The 17,570-nt window shown below is 63.1% G+C and carries 8 protein-coding genes, 3 tRNA genes, 3 rRNA genes and 1 pseudogene; 10 read left to right on the top strand and 5 right to left on the bottom strand.

Going from position 1 to position 17,570, the window contains the following annotated elements:
• Nucleotides 1–52 precede the first annotated feature (52 nt).
• The 5 genes and pseudogenes from CNR27_RS00425 to CNR27_RS00405 form a co-directional block, all read right to left on the bottom strand.
• Nucleotides 53–1,276 (bottom strand): ABC transporter permease, encoded by a 1,224-nt coding sequence (locus CNR27_RS00425; protein WP_096296434.1) that lies wholly within the window; start codon nucleotides 1,274–1,276, stop codon nucleotides 53–55.
• 21 nt (nucleotides 1,277–1,297) lie between these two features.
• Nucleotides 1,298–2,596, bottom strand: coding sequence for an ABC transporter permease (locus CNR27_RS00420; RefSeq protein ID WP_096296433.1), 1,299 nt, complete (start codon nucleotides 2,594–2,596; stop codon nucleotides 1,298–1,300).
• Nucleotides 2,597–2,606: 10 nt separating this feature from the next.
• Nucleotides 2,607–3,328, bottom strand: a pseudogene (locus tag CNR27_RS00415) (ABC transporter ATP-binding protein).
• 41 nt (nucleotides 3,329–3,369) lie between these two features.
• Nucleotides 3,370–3,570 carry a hypothetical protein gene (locus CNR27_RS00410; protein ID WP_096296432.1) on the bottom strand — a complete coding sequence of 67 codons (201 nt, stop codon included), beginning with the start codon at nucleotides 3,568–3,570 and terminating at the stop codon, nucleotides 3,370–3,372.
• Nucleotides 3,571–3,572: 2 nt separating this feature from the next.
• Complete coding sequence (locus tag CNR27_RS00405) at nucleotides 3,573–4,892, bottom strand: efflux RND transporter periplasmic adaptor subunit (RefSeq protein WP_096296431.1); 1,320 nt, start codon at nucleotides 4,890–4,892, stop codon at nucleotides 3,573–3,575.
• A gap of 277 nt (nucleotides 4,893–5,169) precedes the next feature.
• Between CNR27_RS00405 and glmS the strand changes: the two genes are divergently transcribed.
• The 10 genes from glmS (at nucleotide 5,170) to CNR27_RS00355 (ending at nucleotide 17,568) form a co-directional block, all read left to right on the top strand.
• Nucleotides 5,170–7,002 carry a glutamine--fructose-6-phosphate transaminase (isomerizing) gene (glmS, locus tag CNR27_RS00400; protein ID WP_096296430.1) on the top strand — a complete coding sequence of 611 codons (1,833 nt, stop codon included), beginning with the start codon at nucleotides 5,170–5,172 and terminating at the stop codon, nucleotides 7,000–7,002.
• Nucleotides 7,003–7,556: 554 nt separating this feature from the next.
• Nucleotides 7,557–9,101 (top strand): 16S ribosomal RNA (locus CNR27_RS00395).
• Nucleotides 9,102–9,174: 73 nt separating this feature from the next.
• Nucleotides 9,175–9,251 (top strand) — tRNA-Ile (locus tag CNR27_RS00390).
• A 4-nt stretch (nucleotides 9,252–9,255) separates the two neighbouring features.
• A tRNA-Ala gene (locus CNR27_RS00385) sits at nucleotides 9,256–9,331 on the top strand.
• Nucleotides 9,332–9,570: 239 nt separating this feature from the next.
• A 23S ribosomal RNA gene (locus tag CNR27_RS00380) occupies nucleotides 9,571–12,453 on the top strand.
• A 170-nt stretch (nucleotides 12,454–12,623) separates the two neighbouring features.
• Nucleotides 12,624–12,737: ribosomal RNA gene (rrf, locus tag CNR27_RS00375) — 5S ribosomal RNA — on the top strand.
• The 16S, 23S and 5S rRNA genes sit together here with 3 tRNA genes alongside, the layout of an rRNA operon.
• 369 nt (nucleotides 12,738–13,106) lie before the next feature.
• A tRNA-Ile gene (locus CNR27_RS00370) sits at nucleotides 13,107–13,179 on the top strand.
• A gap of 271 nt (nucleotides 13,180–13,450) precedes the next feature.
• Nucleotides 13,451–14,944 (top strand): OpgD/OpgG family glucan biosynthesis protein, encoded by a 1,494-nt coding sequence (locus tag CNR27_RS00365; protein ID WP_222843113.1) that lies wholly within the window; start codon nucleotides 13,451–13,453, stop codon nucleotides 14,942–14,944.
• A 20-nt stretch (nucleotides 14,945–14,964) separates the two neighbouring features.
• The gene (gene mdoH / locus CNR27_RS00360; RefSeq protein ID WP_096300109.1) at nucleotides 14,965–16,830 is read left to right on the top strand and encodes a glucans biosynthesis glucosyltransferase MdoH; all 1,866 of its coding nucleotides are present in this window, start codon (nucleotides 14,965–14,967) and stop codon (nucleotides 16,828–16,830) included.
• Nucleotides 16,831–16,881: 51 nt separating this feature from the next.
• On the top strand, nucleotides 16,882–17,568 hold the full coding sequence (locus CNR27_RS00355) for an alpha/beta hydrolase (RefSeq protein ID WP_096296428.1): 687 nt from the start codon (nucleotides 16,882–16,884) through the stop codon (nucleotides 17,566–17,568).
• Nucleotides 17,569–17,570: the final 2 nt, after the last annotated feature.

Raw genomic sequence — 17,570 nt, 5'->3', positions numbered from 1 at the left:
GGCATGGTCGTCGGCGCCCGGCACGGACGCAACAATCGGTCGGCAGGGCGGATCAGATGCTGCGGGTCGCCACCGCCGGCGGCACCGAGGCCGCGCGTCGCGCCGGCCAGTACACCGCGATCTGGCCGAGCAGCCACAGGGCCAAGGCGCCGGCTGGCAGGTACCCCAGCGGCAGGCGTCCCAGTTCGTAGCGCGACATCAGCAGCTGGTTGAGCCCATAGGCCAACAGCATGCCCAGCACGATGCCGATCGTGGCGAGCAGGAAGTTCTCCAGTTGGAAGTACCGCAGGATCTGGCTGCGGGTGGCGCCGAGCGCGCGGCGGATGCCGATCTGCTTGGTGCGCTGCTGCACCCAGAAGCTCGCCAGCCCGACGATGCCGAGCGCGGTGACCACCAGCAGCGCGATGCACACCACCACCAGTAGCCCGGCCATCGCGCGATCCTCGCGGTAGTAGCGGTCGCGCAGGTCACTGAGCAGATCGCTGTTGACCGCCACCCGGTCGGGATCGAGCCGGGAAAGCGCGGCCACACTCGCCTCGAGCACCTCGCGGCGCTGCGCGGGGTCGGTACGGATCACATAGTTGATGCCGTTGGAGTAGTTGCGGACCGGTAGCAGCATCGTTGCGTCACCCGGCCCCGTGCCATCGGTGGGCATCGCCAGCGTATCGACGATGCCGACGATGGGAATCGCCGCTGTTCCCATGCTGTAGATCTGCTTGCCGACCGCGTTCTCGCCCGGGAACAGCCGCTCGGCCATCGCCCGGTTGATGATGGCCGCAGGCGTCCGGGCTGCATCCCCGCCGCTCTGGAGGTCGCTCGAGTCGATGAACTCGTCGGCATTGAAACGACGCCCGGCCACGAGCTGCAGGCCGAAGGTTTCGAGCAACTCCTCCGTCCCCAGGTAGGGCGAAGCGAGCAGCGTGTCGCTGACCTGGTCGGGGTGCAGTCGCACGCCGGTGGTCGAGCTGCTGTTGCCGTAGGGGATCTGGGTGGCCGCGGCGACGTGACGCACGCCCGGGATGGCGCGCAGCGCGGCGAGGTCGCGTTCGACGCCCGCCTTGCGATCGGTGGCGTCACGTTCGTCGATGCTCGGCATCTGGATGCGGACGATCTCGTTCTCGACCGTGCCGCTGGGTCGCGCCATATGGTCGAGGCGGCGATCGATGAGGTAGATCGCGTTGCAGATGATCGCGCAGGCAAGCGCGATCTCGATGACGATCAGCGCCGCAGCGGTTTTGTGCCGACGCAGCGTCGAAAGGATGGGGCGGATGTCCATGGGTGGCCTCGGAAGTTCCGGTTACTGCGACTTGAGCTGGATCGCGGGCGTGACCTGCATCGCCCGCCATGCGGGCAGCATCCCGGCGAGCAGGCTGGCGAAGATCGACAGGGCGAAGGTTGTCAGCAGCATCGTGGTGTCGAGCTGGGCGAGCTTGGCGTAGCTGCTGGGGTTCTGCCGGACGGCCCACAGCCCGAGCAGCGCCAGGCCCAGGCCGCAGATGCCGCCGGCCACGCCGATCGCGCCCGCCTCGACGATGAACTGGGTAAAGATTTCGCGCCGCGACGCACCCAGGGCGCGGCGCACGCCAATCTCCGACGCGCGCCGCAGGCTCTTGGCGAGCAGCAGTCCGACGGTATTGACCAGGCACACCAGCAGGAAGCCGAGGGCGAGCCACAGTTGCAGCCTGACATCGCTGGGCACGACCTGGTGATGATCGAGCAGCGACGGAACATCGCGCAGGCGCACGTTGGCGGGACGCTCGAAGCGGCCGGCGGCGCGCTGCTGTTCGGAGTAGCTCAGCAGATAGTCGCGGTATGCGGCCGCATCGGCTGCGCCCGGGAGTTCCACCCAGTACTGCACCCAACTGCAGGGCGCATTGAGGGCATCGAAGTCGCCGCCGGAATCGGCCCAGCAGTTCATGCTGCCCATGCGCGAGAGCTTCAGCTCGATTGCGGTGGAGAGCGGGACGAAGATCGATTCGAGTGTGTTGAAGCTCTGCAGGCTCAGGTCCCAGAACCGCGGCGTCGGCATCCATGCATCGAGTACTCCGATCACCTGGAAGTCCTGGCCGTTGATGCGCAGCGTGCGACCGGTGCTGTCGCCGCCGCCGAACACTTTGCGGTTCGTCTCGCCCGAAATCACCGCCACGCGGGCGCGCGCAGCGTCGTCCTCGGCGCCCCACGCACGACCGTGGGCCAGAGGCGCATCGAACATCGCGAAGAAGTCGGCCGAGGTGTAGCGCGCGTCGGTGAAGAATGGGGTGCGCCCACCATCGGGCTGCACCGCGACGAAGCCGCCACTCATCATCGCCTGGCGGGTGCCACGCGCCTCGCGCAGCAGGGTTTCGGCGTCCATGCGGGTGATGTTGCGGTCCGGTTCCTCACCGGCCACGAAACCATGCATATCCGCCGCGTCGAGCTGGACGTAGAACAGGCGATCGCTCTTGTCGGGGATGGGATCGCCCGACAGCACGTGGAACACGGTCAGCGTGGTCATGCTGGCGCCGATGCCCAGCGCGATCGCCAGAACCATCAGTCCGGTGAGCATGCGACTGTTGCGGAAGCTGCGCAGCGCAAGCTGCAGGTAGTAGCCGAACATGTCCGTCTCCTCAGGCGCCGGCAGCGACGTGCGCAGGGTTGGCGTGAGCGGGTGCTGCGTGCAGCGCCTGCAGGTCGGTCGCCATGCCGTCCACGATGTGCACGTTGCGGTGCGCGCGCGCGGCGAGTTCCGGATCGTGCGTGACCATCACGATGGTCGTGCCGCGTGCGTTGATGTCCTCCAGCAGCTCGAGCACGCTGCGCGCCATCTGTGAGTCGAGGTTGCCGGTGGGCTCGTCGGCCAGCAGCAGACGCGGGCTGCCGGCAAGCGCCCGCGCGATCGCCACGCGCTGTTGCTGGCCACCCGACAGCTCCGCCGGGTAGTGCTTCATGCGCGAACCCAGGCCGACCAGCGACAGCGATTCCTCGATGCGCAGGCGGCGCTCGGCCGCCGGCATCCGGCGGTAACGCAGCGGCACATCGACGTTGTCGAACAGGTTGAGGTCCGGAATCAGATTGAAGCCCTGGAAGATGAAGCCGATCTTCTCGTTGCGCAGTCTCGAGCGCGCGTCGTCGCCGAGGCCGCGCACTTCGACCCCGTCGATCCGGTACTCGCCCCGGTGAAGGTCTCCAGCAGACCGGCGATGTTGAGAAAGGTCGTCTTGCCGGAGCCGGAGGGCCCGGTGACGGCAACGAACTCGCCTTCCGCGACATGCAGGTCGAGAGAGCGCAGTGCGTGGGTTTCGACGAGTTCGGTGCGGTAGACCTTGGCGACCTGGCGCATGTCGAGCATGGGGATGTCCTGTGGCGTAGTGGAAGGATGCGTTGGGCGGCTCAGCGGACGCGGAACAGCAGCGGCAGGTCGCGGCCGAGCGTTGGGCGTGTTGCGCGGCCGAAGACGACAGCGCGTCGCCCGGCCCGGGCGGCGGACGCCAGGCTCGCGTCGAAGCTCGCCGACAGTGGGCGAGGCATCGCGGCGGCGAGGTCATCTGCGGTCCAGCTGGAAGGGAACGGCAAATCGAACGCAGTTTTCATGGTCATAGTCCCGAGATGCGGACACGCTCCGCGTTGTCGAACTGATCGGTACCGGCGACGATGACGCGCTCGCCAGCTTGCAGGCCTTCGATGATCTCCACCGACGACAGGCTGCTGGCGCCGGCGGTGATCGGTCGGCGTACCGCCGTGTTGCCCTCGAGCACGTAGGCCGCGCTGCCACCTTCCTGGTCGAGGAAGGGGCCCCGGGCGACCATCAGCACGTCCTTGCGGGTATCGAGCAGGATGCGCGCGCTCAGGCGCTGGCTCTGGCGCAGACCCGGCGGCTGGCTGTCCTCGTCGAAGCGCAGCCGCGCCACCACCTCGCCGTTGACCACCTCGGGCGAAACCGCCGAGACCTTCGCCGGGTAGGCCGTGCCGACGCTACGCAGCTCGGCCGGCATGCCGATCTCCAGATCACGCGCGAAGCTCTCCGGCACGCGGATTTCGACTTCGAACACCGACAGGTCGACGACCGAGAGGACCGGTGCGTTGGCCGCGACATTGCTGCTCTGCACCGCCTGGACCTGGCCGACGATGCCGTCGAAGGGCGCACGCAGGGTCAACGCGTCGACCTGGCGCCGGACCTCCGTCACCACGCTGCGCTGGCGCTCGGCGACCAGCTGCTTGTTGCGCGTGTCCAGGGTGGCGCCGCGTCCCTGCAGGCCCAGGTCCTCGGTCGCCGACGACACGCCGATCTCGGTCTTCTTCAAAGTGTCCTGCGCGCGCGCGAGGTCCACCTGCGCGACCGCGCCGCCTTCGAACGCGCGCTGGTAGCGCTGGAGATCGCGCTGGGCTGCGGTGCGGTCGATCTGCGCCTGGTCGAGGACCTTGCGCGCTTCGGCGCGGCGCAGTTGCGCGTCGAGGTCCGCCCGGCCGGCCTCGGCTTCGTACCCGGCCAGGGTCGCTTCTTCCTGCGCAAGCTTGCTGCGCAGCTCGGGGCTGTCGATCTCGGCCAGGGCCTGCCCGCGTTCGACGCGGTCACCGGCGACGACCTTAAGCGTCAGCATGCCGCCCGAAATGGCGTACAGGGTAGGACTGTTCGCGGCGATCACCCGGCCTTCCGCTGCGATGTCGCGGACCAGATCGCCGCGGGTCACGTCGGCAAAGCGCAGGCGCTGCGCGTCCACCGAGCTCGCGCCCGATGCCCAGCCGGTCAACAGCCAGGCGGACAGTCCGAGTACCGCCAGCAATGCGGCCCCGCCGAGCAGCCAGGGCCGGCGTCGGGCGGTGCGGGATGACGCGTGCACCGTGTCCTGCCCGGCGGTATCGCGAATGCCGGCGGGGCGGGGCGGTGGCGAAGAAGGGGTAGTGGCGCTGGACATACAGGCGATCCGTAGTAGGTCCCCACACCTACGCATGTCGCGTGCCAACTCCATCTTACTGATTCAAAAGGAAAAATTTATGGCGCCCGGTGTCCGCAGCCTTGGTCGGACGTCCGCTGCGGACACACGCAGCCGCGAGGACGGGCGCGCGCGCCACGAAACCGCGCACCGCGTGGGGTTTTGCGACGCAGCGTCGCGTATTCCCTCAACTAGTGAAGCTGCGAGGACTCGAGCAGTCGTCGCTAGAATGGGCGTCCCAATAGAAGGAGCAGGCCGCATGTGCGGAATCGTCGGCGCCATCGCAGGTCGCGATGTAGTTCCCGTCCTTGTCGAGGGTCTGAAGCGGCTGGAATATCGCGGCTACGATTCGGCCGGCATTGCAGTCGTGGCCGGAGGCGTCGTCCAGCGCGTCCGCCGCACCGGCCGCGTCGCGGAAATGGAATCGGCTGCGCTGGCGCAGGGCCTGACCGCCCGGCTCGGCATCGGCCATACCCGCTGGGCCACGCATGGCGGCGTGACCGAAACCAATGCGCACCCGCACATCAGCCATGACAGCCTGGCCCTGGTGCACAACGGCATCATCGAAAACCACGAAGCGCAGCGCGAGCGCTTGACGGGGCTCGGCTACGTGTTCGAGTCGCAGACCGACACCGAGGTGATCGCGCATCTGATCCACCACCACCAGTCCCGAGGGTTGGATCTGCTCGCTGCGCTGCAGGCATCGGTTCGTGAACTCGAAGGCGCGTATGCGCTGGCGGTGATCGACAAGACCGATCCGGATCGCATGGTCGTGGCGCGCATGGGCTGTCCGCTGCTCATCGGGCTGGGCGAGGGCGAGAACTTCGTCGCATCCGACGTCTCGGCGATCCTGCAGGCGACGCGTCGGGTGATCTTCCTCGAGGAAGGCGACACGGCGGTCCTGACATGCACGAAAGTGCAGGTCTATGACAGCAGCGGCGCTCCGGTCACCCGCGAAGAACATCTCTCCGACGTTTCGCTCGCCTCGCTCGAACTCGGTCCCTACCGGCATTACATGCAGAAGGAGATCCACGAGCAGCCCAGGGCGCTTGCCGACACGATGGAGGCGATCATCGACGTTGCCGCATTCGAGCCGACTCTGTTCGGCCCGGATGCGGGCGAGGTACTGCGCGAGGTGGAGGGCGTGCAGATCCTCGCCTGCGGCACCAGCTTCTATGCCGGCTCGGTCGCGCGCTACTGGATCGAGGCGATCAGTGGCCTGCCGTGCTCGGTCGAGATTGCCAGCGAGTACCGGTACCGACGCGCGGTCGCGAATCCGAAGCATCTGATCGTCACCATCTCCCAGTCCGGCGAGACCCTCGACACGATGGAGGCGCTCAAGTACGCCAAGTCGTTGGGCCACAACCGGACCCTGTCCATCTGCAACGTGCCCGAGAGCGCGATCCCGCGCGCGAGTCGCCTGGTGTTCTACACCCGGGCGGGCGCCGAGATCGGCGTCGCCTCGACGAAGGCATTCACCACCCAGCTCGTCGGACTGTTCGCGCTCGCCGTCACTCTGGCAAAGCTCAACGGCCGGCTCGCTGTAGAGCAGGAGGCGGCCTATATCGAGGATCTCCGCCAGCTCCCCGGCAGCGTGCAGCACGCACTCAACCTGGAACCGCAGATCTCGCTGTGGGCGGAGAAGTTCACGCCCAAGCAGCACGCCCTGTTCCTGGGGCGCGGCGTGCATTACCCCATTGCGCTGGAGGGTGCGCTCAAGCTCAAGGAAATTTCCTATATCCACGCCGAAGCCTATCCGGCCGGAGAGCTCAAGCACGGACCGCTGGCCCTGGTCGATGCGGACATGCCCGTCGTGGTGATCGCGCCCAAGGACGGACTGCTGGAAAAAGTGAAGTCCAACATGCAGGAGGTCAGGGCCCGTGGTGGCGAGTTGTTCGTCTTCACCGATGCCGACAGCAACTTCGGCCCCTCGGAAGGCGTGCACGTGATCCGCACCCCGCGCCACGTCGGCGTGCTCAGTCCGATCGTGCACACGATCCCGGTCCAGCTTCTGGCCTATTACACGGCGCTCGCCCGCGGTACCGACGTCGACAAGCCCCGGAATCTGGCCAAGTCGGTCACTGTGGAATAGCGTCGCAAAGGCGTTTTTCCTGAACGCGGCCGCCTGTTCAGCGATTCTCGACATTTTTTCGTGGCAACCTCTTCCCAAGCCGAATTGATCTATGCATAATTCGCGCCCCGCACGGCGGGCTGCTCTTCGGGGCGGCGAACCGGGCGGGGCGGGACGGGAAACACGCTTTCACACGGTGTTGACAGACTCGAAAGTCGCGGTAATATGTGCGGCTCGCTTCAACGAAACGCCTTCGGGCCGGACGCTGAAGCCGCTGAAAAGTCACCCTCAACGAGGTGTTGACGGCAGCGAAAACCGCGCTACAATGGGCGGCTCGCTTCGGAGGAAACTTCGAAGCACTGGGAAGCAGGCGCTGAGGCCGCTTCCGAAGATCTTTGACAGTGTGCGCAGGATACTTATGCGGACGTCTGGCTGGTGGTGTGAGTCCATTAGCAGACGTTCTAGAAAGAGCAAGAAAGATTCAAAAGCATGCAAATGCTGGTGAGTAGTTCGAAGCTCAGGAAAGACATCTGCACTCGAAGCATTAGATGCGACTTCGGTCGTATCGAAAATTTTAAGTGAAGAGTTTGATCCTGGCTCAGAGTGAACGCTGGCGGCAGGCCTAACACATGCAAGTCGAACGGCAGCACAGAGGAGCTTGCTCCTTGGGTGGCGAGTGGCGGACGGGTGAGGAATACATCGGAATCTGCCTATTTGTGGGGGATAACGTAGGGAAACTTACGCTAATACCGCATACGACCTACGGGTGAAAGCCGGGGACCTTCGGGCCTGGCGCAGATAGATGAGCCGATGTCGGATTAGCTAGTTGGCGGGGTAAAGGCCCACCAAGGCGACGATCCGTAGCTGGTCTGAGAGGATGATCAGCCACACTGGAACTGAGACACGGTCCAGACTCCTACGGGAGGCAGCAGTGGGGAATATTGGACAATGGGCGCAAGCCTGATCCAGCCATGCCGCGTGGGTGAAGAAGGCCTTCGGGTTGTAAAGCCCTTTTGTTGGGAAAGAAAAGCAGTCGGTTAATACCCGATTGTTCTGACGGTACCCAAAGAATAAGCACCGGCTAACTTCGTGCCAGCAGCCGCGGTAATACGAAGGGTGCAAGCGTTACTCGGAATTACTGGGCGTAAAGCGTGCGTAGGTGGTTTGTTAAGTCTGATGTGAAAGCCCTGGGCTCAACCTGGGAATTGCATTGGATACTGGCAGGCTAGAGTGCGGTAGAGGGTAGTGGAATTCCCGGTGTAGCAGTGAAATGCGTAGAGATCGGGAGGAACATCCGTGGCGAAGGCGACTACCTGGACCAGCACTGACACTGAGGCACGAAAGCGTGGGGAGCAAACAGGATTAGATACCCTGGTAGTCCACGCCCTAAACGATGCGAACTGGATGTTGGGTTCAATTAGGAACTCAGTATCGAAGCTAACGCGTTAAGTTCGCCGCCTGGGGAGTACGGTCGCAAGACTGAAACTCAAAGGAATTGACGGGGGCCCGCACAAGCGGTGGAGTATGTGGTTTAATTCGATGCAACGCGAAGAACCTTACCTGGCCTTGACATGTCGAGAACTTTCCAGAGATGGATTGGTGCCTTCGGGAACTCGAACACAGGTGCTGCATGGCTGTCGTCAGCTCGTGTCGTGAGATGTTGGGTTAAGTCCCGCAACGAGCGCAACCCTTGTCCTTAGTTGCCAGCACGTAATGGTGGGAACTCTAAGGAGACCGCCGGTGACAAACCGGAGGAAGGTGGGGATGACGTCAAGTCATCATGGCCCTTACGGCCAGGGCTACACACGTACTACAATGGGAAGGACAGAGGGCTGCAAACCCGCGAGGGCAAGCCAATCCCAGAAACCTTCTCTCAGTCCGGATCGGAGTCTGCAACTCGACTCCGTGAAGTCGGAATCGCTAGTAATCGCAGATCAGCATTGCTGCGGTGAATACGTTCCCGGGCCTTGTACACACCGCCCGTCACACCATGGGAGTTTGTTGCACCAGAAGCAGGTAGCTTAACCTTCGGGAGGGCGCTTGCCACGGTGTGGCCGATGACTGGGGTGAAGTCGTAACAAGGTAGCCGTATCGGAAGGTGCGGCTGGATCACCTCCTTTAGAGACAAGACCACATTACTTGTCCAGGCGTCCTCATAAGTAACCTGCACGATTGGTAATCAAGAGCGAGACTGGGTCTGTAGCTCAGGTGGTTAGAGCGCACCCCTGATAAGGGTGAGGCCGGTGGTTCGAGTCCTCCCAGACCCACCACTTTGGGGCCTTAGCTCAGCTGGGAGAGCACCTGCTTTGCAAGCAGGGGGTCGTCGGTTCGATCCCGACAGGCTCCACCACTCTTGTTTTGAATACCGATCGCTGCGCACACACAAGATTTGAATGTCGCCAGGCACTGTGGCCTGACGATGGTTCTTTGAAAAATAGGGAAGTAGCGAGCGTCTGAGACAAGAACTCAAACGTGTCGTGAGGCTAAGGCGGGGACCTCGAGTCCCTAGTAAATTGAGTCGTTGTATTTCGCGTCGGTGCTTTGTACCCACCGGCAGAAATATGGCCCTGAGGCGACTTGGGGTTATATGGTCAAGCGAATAAGCGCACACGGTGGATGCCTTGGCGGTCAGAGGCGATGAAGGACGTGGTAGCCTGCGAAAAGTATCGGGGAGCTGGCAACAAGCTTTGATCCGGTAATGTCCGAATGGGGAAACCCACCTCTTAGGAGGTATCGTGCAGTGAATACATAGCTGTACGAGGCGAACGCGGTGAACTGAAATATCTAAGTAACCGTAGGAAAAGAAATCAACCGAGATTCCCTGAGTAGTGACGAGCGAACGGGGAACAGCCCAAAAGTCGATTTGGTTCTAGCAAAACGGTCCTGGAAAGACCGGCCATAGAAGGTGACAGCCCTGTATGCGAAAGGGCCATTTCGATGAAATTGAGTAGGGCGGGGCACGAGAAACCCTGTCTGAACATGGGGGGACCATCCTCCAAGGCTAAATACTCCTGACCGACCGATAGTGAACCAGTACCGTGAGGGAAAGGCGAAAAGAACCCCGGAGAGGGGAGTGAAATAGATCCTGAAACCGTGTGCGTACAAGCAGTAGGAGCTCCGCAAGGAGTGACTGCGTACCTTTTGTATAATGGGTCAGCGACTTATTGTTCGTGGCAAGCTTAACCGTATAGGGGAGGCGAAGGGAAACCGAGTCTGATAAGGGCGCATAGTCGCGGGCAATAGACCCGAAACCGGGTGATCTAGTCATGCCCAGGGTGAAGGTTGAGTAACATCAACTGGAGGCCCGAACCCACTCCCGTTGCAAAGGTAGGGGATGAGGTGTGATTAGGAGTGAAAAGCTAATCGAACCCGGAGATAGCTGGTTCTCCTCGAAAGCTATTTAGGTAGCGCCTCATGTGAATCTTCTTGGGGGTAGAGCACTGTTATGGCTAGGGGGTCATTGCGACTTACCAAACCATTGCAAACTCCGAATACCAAGACAGACTGCATGGGAGACACACGGCGGGTGCTAACGTCCGTCGTGAAAAGGGAAACAACCCAGACCCACAGCTAAGGTCCCAAATTATCACTAAGTGGGAAACGATGTGGAAAGGCACAGACAGCCAGGAGGTTGGCTTAGAAGCAGCCATCCTTTAAAGAAAGCGTAATAGCTCACTGGTCGAGTCGGTCTGCGCGGAAGATTTAACGGGGCTAAGTGATAAACCGAAGCTTGGGGTGCATATATTTATATATGCGCGGTAGAGGAGCGTTCCGTAAGCCGTTGAAGGTGGATTGAGAAGTCTGCTGGAGGTATCGGAAGTGCGAATGCTGACATGAGTAACGATAATGCGGGTGAAAAGCCCGCACGCCGAAAGCCCAAGGTTTCCTTGCGCAACGTTAATCGACGCAGGGTGAGTCGGCCCCTAAGGCGAGGCAGAAATGCGTAGTCGATGGGAAGCTGGTTAATATTCCAGCACCTCGCATAAGTGCGATGGGGGGACGGAGAAGGTTAGGTCTACCAGGCGTTGGTTGTCCTGGGGAAAGGCGGTAGGAGTGGGTCTTAGGCAAATCCGGGACCCTTCAACTCCGAGCACCGAGACGAGCTCATTAGAGCGAAGTGACTGATACCACGCTTCCAGGAAAAGCCCCTAAGCTTCAGCTTATGCAGACCGTACCGTAAACCGACACAGGTGGGTAGGAAGAGAATTCTAAGGCGCTTGAGAGAACTCGGGTGAAGGAACTAGGCAACATAGCACCGTAACTTCGGGAGAAGGTGCGCCCTTGATCGTGGCCCATGCGGGCTACAGCGATCGGGGGCCGCAGTGACCAGGCCGCTGCGACTGTTTATCAAAAACACAGGACTCTGCAAACACGAAAGTGGACGTATAGGGTCTGACGCCTGCCCGGTGCCGGAAGGTTAATTGATGGGGTCAGCCGCAAGGCGAAGCTCTTGATCGAAGCCCCGGTAAACGGCGGCCGTAACTATAACGGTCCTAAGGTAGCGAAATTCCTTGTCGGGTAAGTTCCGACCTGCACGAATGGCGTAACGATGGCGGCGCTGTCTCCACCCGAGACTCAGTGAAATTGAAATCGCTGTGAAGATGCAGCGTTCCCGTGGCAAGACGGAAAGACCCCGTGAACCTTTACTATAGCTTTACATTGAACGTTGAGTTCGTCTGTGTAGGATAGGTGGGAGGCTTTGAAACCATGGCGCTAGCTGTGGTGGAGCCAACCTTGAAATACCACCCTGTCGTGCTTGACGTTCTAACCTAGGTCCGTTATCCGGATCGGGGACCATGTATGGTGGGTAGTTTGACTGGGGCGGTCTCCTCCCAAAGAGTAACGGAGGAGCTCGAAGGTACGCTCAGCGCGGTCGGACATCGCGCACTGTGTGCAAAGGCATAAGCGTGCTTGACTGCGAGATCGACGGATCAAGCAGGTAGGAAACTAGGACTTAGTGATCCGGTGGTTCTGTATGGAAGGGCCATCGCTCAACGGATAAAAGGTACTCCGGGGATAACAGGCTGATACCGCCCAAGAGTTCATATCGACGGCGGTGTTTGGCACCTCGATGTCGGCTCATCACATCCTGGGGCTGTAGTCGGTCCCAAGGGTATGGCTGTTCGCCATTTAAAGTGGTACGCGAGCTGGGTTCAGAACGTCGTGAGACAGTTCGGTCCCTATCTGCCATGGGCGTTGGAGATTTGAGAGGGGCTGCTCCTAGTACGAGAGGACCGGAGTGGACGAACCTCTGGTGTTCCGGTTGTCACGCCAGTGGCACTGCCGGGTAGCTATGTTCGGAAGCGATAACCGCTGAAAGCATCTAAGCGGGAAGCGCGCCTCAAGATGAGATCTCCCGGGAGCTTGACTCCCCTGAAGGAACCATCAAGACCAGGTGGTTGATAGGCTGGGTGTGTAAGTACAGCAATGTATTGAGCTAACCAGTACTAATGATCCGTGCGGCTTGACCATATAACCTCAAGTTGCTTCAATCGAAGCATCCTTGGCCTCCACAACACGTGTGAGACGCGTTTCAAATGTTCGCTACTTCCCAACCTCTGAGAGCGTGAGCGCTGTCAGTCCCTCTTTCGATCGCATCACTGCGTCGATAGCCGGACCGACCTGCGACCCTCCACCCTCTCCCTGGTGACTATAGCTGTATGGAACCACCCGATCCCATTCCGAACTCGGAAGTGAAACGTACATGCGCCGATGGTAGTGTGCATCTAGCATGCGAGAGTAGGTCATCGCCAGGGTTTTTACCCAAAACCCCCGCCGGTATTCCGGCGGGGGTTTTTCTTTGGGCCGTCGTCCTGAGAAAACGGCCGACAGGTGTGTGGCAGTGGAGTCACTGCTCGGATAGTGGCGATTAACTCGGCTGGCCAACTACAGGCGCCAGCGGACGGTGCGACGTCGGTTGCAGGATGTGTTCAGAGACTTTGCGATATACGCCGTGAGTCGTGTACTGACATGTCGCCCGCGTCGAAAGTGCTCAGAATATCCGGCGCCGGGATGCGGAATTGATTCAGGGCTTGGCGCGACTCCGTGGGCAAGTTGGTATGTCGCCCATATCCGGACGACCTGCTTGCCCTCGGAGTAGGATGAATTGGTACGATGAATTCCACGGGCCTATAGCTCAATGGTTAGAGCAGAGGACTCATAATCCTTTGGTTCCAGGTTCGAGTCCTGGTGGGCCCACGATCGTCCAGAGGGTGCTAGCGGTTGCATCACTCGGTAGTGCCGCGCGACCTGCCCGAACGCCCTCGGACTTGCGCACCGCAATTGACCACTTGGCCAAGCCTGGTGGAAGCGGGGCGTCGCCTGGCCGACTTGCCCCCGATGCACCAGATGGCGAAGCAATGACCATCCTGTTTCGCAGCATGCTTACAAACGTCCCATTACATTGGGCATCCGACCTGAATACGCTCTTGGGGCTTCCGTGCGAAGACGCGACTTTCTGACGACGGCGATGGCCGTGCCGTTGTTGGGTGGGCTGTGGCCCGCGCTTGCAGCTGCGGCAGAGGGCGCCCCTTCGGAGGCGTTCGATGCGGACACCGTGTGGAAGCTGGCGCGCGAGCTTGCGGCCCGCCCGTACGCGCCGCCGGACGAGACCCTGCCGGCCGTGCTGGCGGCGGCCGATTACGACCGCTATCGCGACTTCCGATATCGCCCGGACAAGGCGCTCTGGCGCGATCTACCCGGCAGCAGGTTCCAGGCCCAGTTCTTTCATCGGGGCTTCCTGTTCAAGCCACCCGTGGACATCCACGTCGTGGCAGACGGTCGCGCCCAGCAGGTGCCGTTCTCGACCAGCCTCTTCGACTACGGCCCCAACCCCACCCCGGCCCTGCAGCCGGAACTGGGATTTGCGGGCTTCCGTCTGCACGCGCCGTTGAACAACCCCGGGTATTTCGACGAGCTTTGCGTGTTCCTCGGCGCCAGTTATTTCCGGGCCGTGGCGAAGGGGCTGGGCTACGGTCTTTCGGCGCGCGGTATCGCGTTGGGGAGTGGCGACCCGGGGCCCGAAGAGTTTCCGGCGTTCCGTGCGTTCTGGCTGCATCGCCCCGAGCCAGGCGCGGACACGATCACCCTGGACGCTCTGCTCGACGGGCCGAGCGTTGTGGGTGCATTCCGGTTTCGCATCCACCCGGGGGAGGAGACCATATTCGAGGTCGATGCACGCCTGTTCCCGCGCGTAGACCTGCCGCATGTGGGTATTGCGCCGCTGACGAGCATGTTCCAGTTCGACGCCTCGGACCGGGGCGGCGTCGACGACTATCGCCCTGCGGTGCACGATTCCGACGGACTGGCCCTGTGGACCGGTACCGATGAGCAGGTCTGGCGGCCGTTGCGCAATCCCGCCGCGATCCAGCACAGCGGCTTCCAGGACCGCTCCCCCAGGCGATTCGGCCTGATGCAGCGCAAGCGCACGTTCTCCGACTTCCAGGATGCGGAGGCCGGTTACGAAGGACGGCCCTCGGCCTGGGTCGAGCCGCTCGACGACTGGGGGCCGGGCGAGGTGCACCTGGTCGAGATTCCGACGGGAGACGAGTACCAGGACAACATCGTCGCGTTCTGGCGACCGCAGGCGCCGCTCGAAGCAGGCAGTGAGAGCCGGTGGCGCTACCGGCTGCACTGGACGGCGTCGCCGCGGTGGAAGCCGGGGCTGGCAGCTGTCGAGGCCACCCGCATCGGCGCACGCCCGGGCAAGGACCGCAGCGTCCGCCTGATCGTCGTCGACTTCGACGGCGATGCGGGCGAGGCGGGCGCTGCGGTTCCGGAGATCGAGGTGTCCGCCAGTCGTGGCACCGTCACCCATCCCGTCGTGCATGCCCGACCCGGCGGCGGCTGGCGGGCGGCCTTCGAGTTTGCGCCCGATGGCGACGCCGCAAGCGAGCTGCGTATGCGCCTGCATCGCGGCGGTCGGGCCATCTCGGAAACCTGGACCTACCGGTGGAGCGCGTGACCGTAATCGAAACCCTGACGATGCCCGAGGCATCGCCGCTGCAGATGCCGGTGCAGTCCTTGCACGAAGGCCGCCTCGCCCGGCGCCCGCTTCCGAGCGCGCCCCGTGGCATGGCCTGGCGGCGGGCGTTCATCGTGACGATGTCCGCGATCCTGACCCTCTTTGCGACCTACCAGATCTGGTGGCTGCTGCGCATCGGCGACATCGATCTGCTCGAAGGTCTCCTGTTGCTGGTGTTCGTGCCCCTGTTTGCCTGGATCGTGCAGTCCTTCGCCAGTTCGCTCGCGGGGTTCGCGCTGGTGCTGATGCGACGGCCCGCACGGCTGGGCATCGATCCGGCTGCGCCGCTGCCGGCATTGCGCGAGCGGACCGCGCTACTGATGCCCACCTACAACGAGGATCCCGAACGCCTGTTCGCGGGGCTCCAGGCGATCCAGGAATCCCTGGAGGCCACGGGGCGCAGCGGACATTTCGATCTGTTCGTCCTTAGCGACACGCGCGACGAGGCCATCCACCGGCGCGAAGTCCTCGCGTTCGAGCGGTTGCGCAGCACATTCCCGCAGGCCCGGCTGTACTACCGGCGCCGCGAGGACAACCGCGAGCGCAAGGCGGGCAACATCGCCGACTGGGTGCGTCGCTGGGGCGGGGCGTATCCGCAGTTCCTGATCCTCGACGCCGACAGCCTGATGACCGGTGACACGCTGGTCCGTCTGGCCGCGGCGATGGAAGGCAACGACGATGTCGCCCTGGTGCAGACGCTGCCGGTGATCGTCAATGGATCGACGGTGTTCGCGCGCATGCAGCAGTTCTCCGGCCGCATGTACGGCCCGGTGATCGCGCACGGCGTGGCGTGGTGGCACGGCGCCGAGAGCAACTACTGGGGCCACAATGCGCTGATCCGCACTGCCGCTTTCGCCGCGCACGGGGGTCTGCCCGAACTGCAGGGCACCACGCCCTTCCGCGGCGCGGTGCTGAGTCATGACTTCGTCGAGGCGGCACTGATCCGGCGGGGCGGCTGGGCGCTGCACATGGTGCCGACGCTCGAAGGCAGTTACGAGGAAGGGCCGCCGACGCTGACCGACATGCTGGTGCGCGACCGCCGCTGGTGCCAGGGCAACCTGCAGCACGGGGGCGTACTGCCCGCGCGCGGCCTGCACTGGGTCAGCCGCTGGCACCTGCTGATCGGCATCGGCCATTACCTCACCGCGCCACTGTGGGCGATGCTGGTCCTGATCGGTCTGGCGATCCCGCTCCAGCACGGCGTCCTGGGCGACGGCGTCTCGCCGGCGCAGTACTGGATGGCGATCGATGACGGCCGTTTCCTCGGCGTCTTCGTCCTGACGATGGCACTGCTGTTCGCGCCCAAGGTGTTCGGATACATCGCCACGCTGGCCGATCCGCGCATGCGCCACGGCAGCGGCGGGGCGGTGCGCGGCTTTGTCAGCCTGCTGATCGAGAACGTGTTTGCAGCGCTGATGGCACCGGTGACGATGTACGTGCAGTCGCGCGGCGTGGCAGAAGTGCTGGCCGGGCGCGATTCCGGGTGGGATGCGCAGCGGCGCGACGATGGCCGTCAGACCTGGGGCGACTTGTGGCGCAACTACTACGGCACGACGGCTTTGGGCCTCGTGATGGGAGTCGGCGCCTGGTGGCTTTCGCCGGTGCTGGTGCTGTGGATGTCGCCGATGATCATCGGACTCGCGGGTTCGATTCCGATCGTGCGGTTCACCTCCTCGCGCACGATCGGTATGGCGATGCGTCGTGCCGGTCTGTTCGCGACGCCCGAAGAACAGTCACCGCCCGAGGTCCTCGTGCGCGCGGCCGCGCTGCGCGCCGAGGCACAGACGCAGGCGACCGCGGGAGCGCCGCGCGCGACCCACGCCTAGGCGGCCGGCGGCGAGCGCTTACACTGGCGCACCGTCAGCCGGCACCCATGTATGGATTCCACGACACCCGCATTGCTCGACTGCATCGAACACCAGACCGGTCCCGCCCCTGAGTGGAGCGTGATCTGGCTGCATGGTCTGGGGGCCGACGGCAACGACTTCGTCCCGCTGGTGCCCGAGCTGGTGCGTGCGCATTGGCCAGCCCTGCGTTTCGTGTTCCCCAATGCGCCGGTACGCCCGGTCACGATCAACAATGGCGTGCGCATGCGCGCGTGGTACGACATCGTCGATTTCGATCTGGCCAGCCGCGCCGACGAGACCGGCGTGCTCGAGTCGGTGGCACAGGTCGATGCCCTGATCGAACGCGAGGCGGAGCGCGGCATACCCGCGTCGCGGGTAATCCTGGCCGGATTCTCCCAGGGCGGCGCAGTGACACTGGCTGCCGGGCTGCGTCGGCGCGCCCCCTTGGCCGGCCTCATCGGCCTGTCCACCTATCTGCCCGCGCCGCGTACCGCCGACGCCGCACTGGCCGAGGGCGCCTCGCGCCAACCGGTGTTCATGGCGCATGGCCGGCAGGATCCGGTGGTGCCGCTGGCTGCCGGAGAACAGAGCGCCGGCTGGTTGCGCAATGCCGGTTTCGATGTTGATTGGCATGTCTATCCGATGCCGCATTCGGTCTGCGCCGAGGAAATCGTCGCCATCGGCGACTGGTTCGAACGCCGGTTCGCGGCCGGCTGAGC

Source organism: Luteimonas chenhongjianii (assembly GCF_002327105.1).
Taxonomy (GTDB): domain Bacteria; phylum Pseudomonadota; class Gammaproteobacteria; order Xanthomonadales; family Xanthomonadaceae; genus Luteimonas; species Luteimonas chenhongjianii.
The sequence above is the reverse complement of the archived record's forward strand: the minus strand, read 5'-3'. Positions and strand labels throughout refer to the sequence as shown.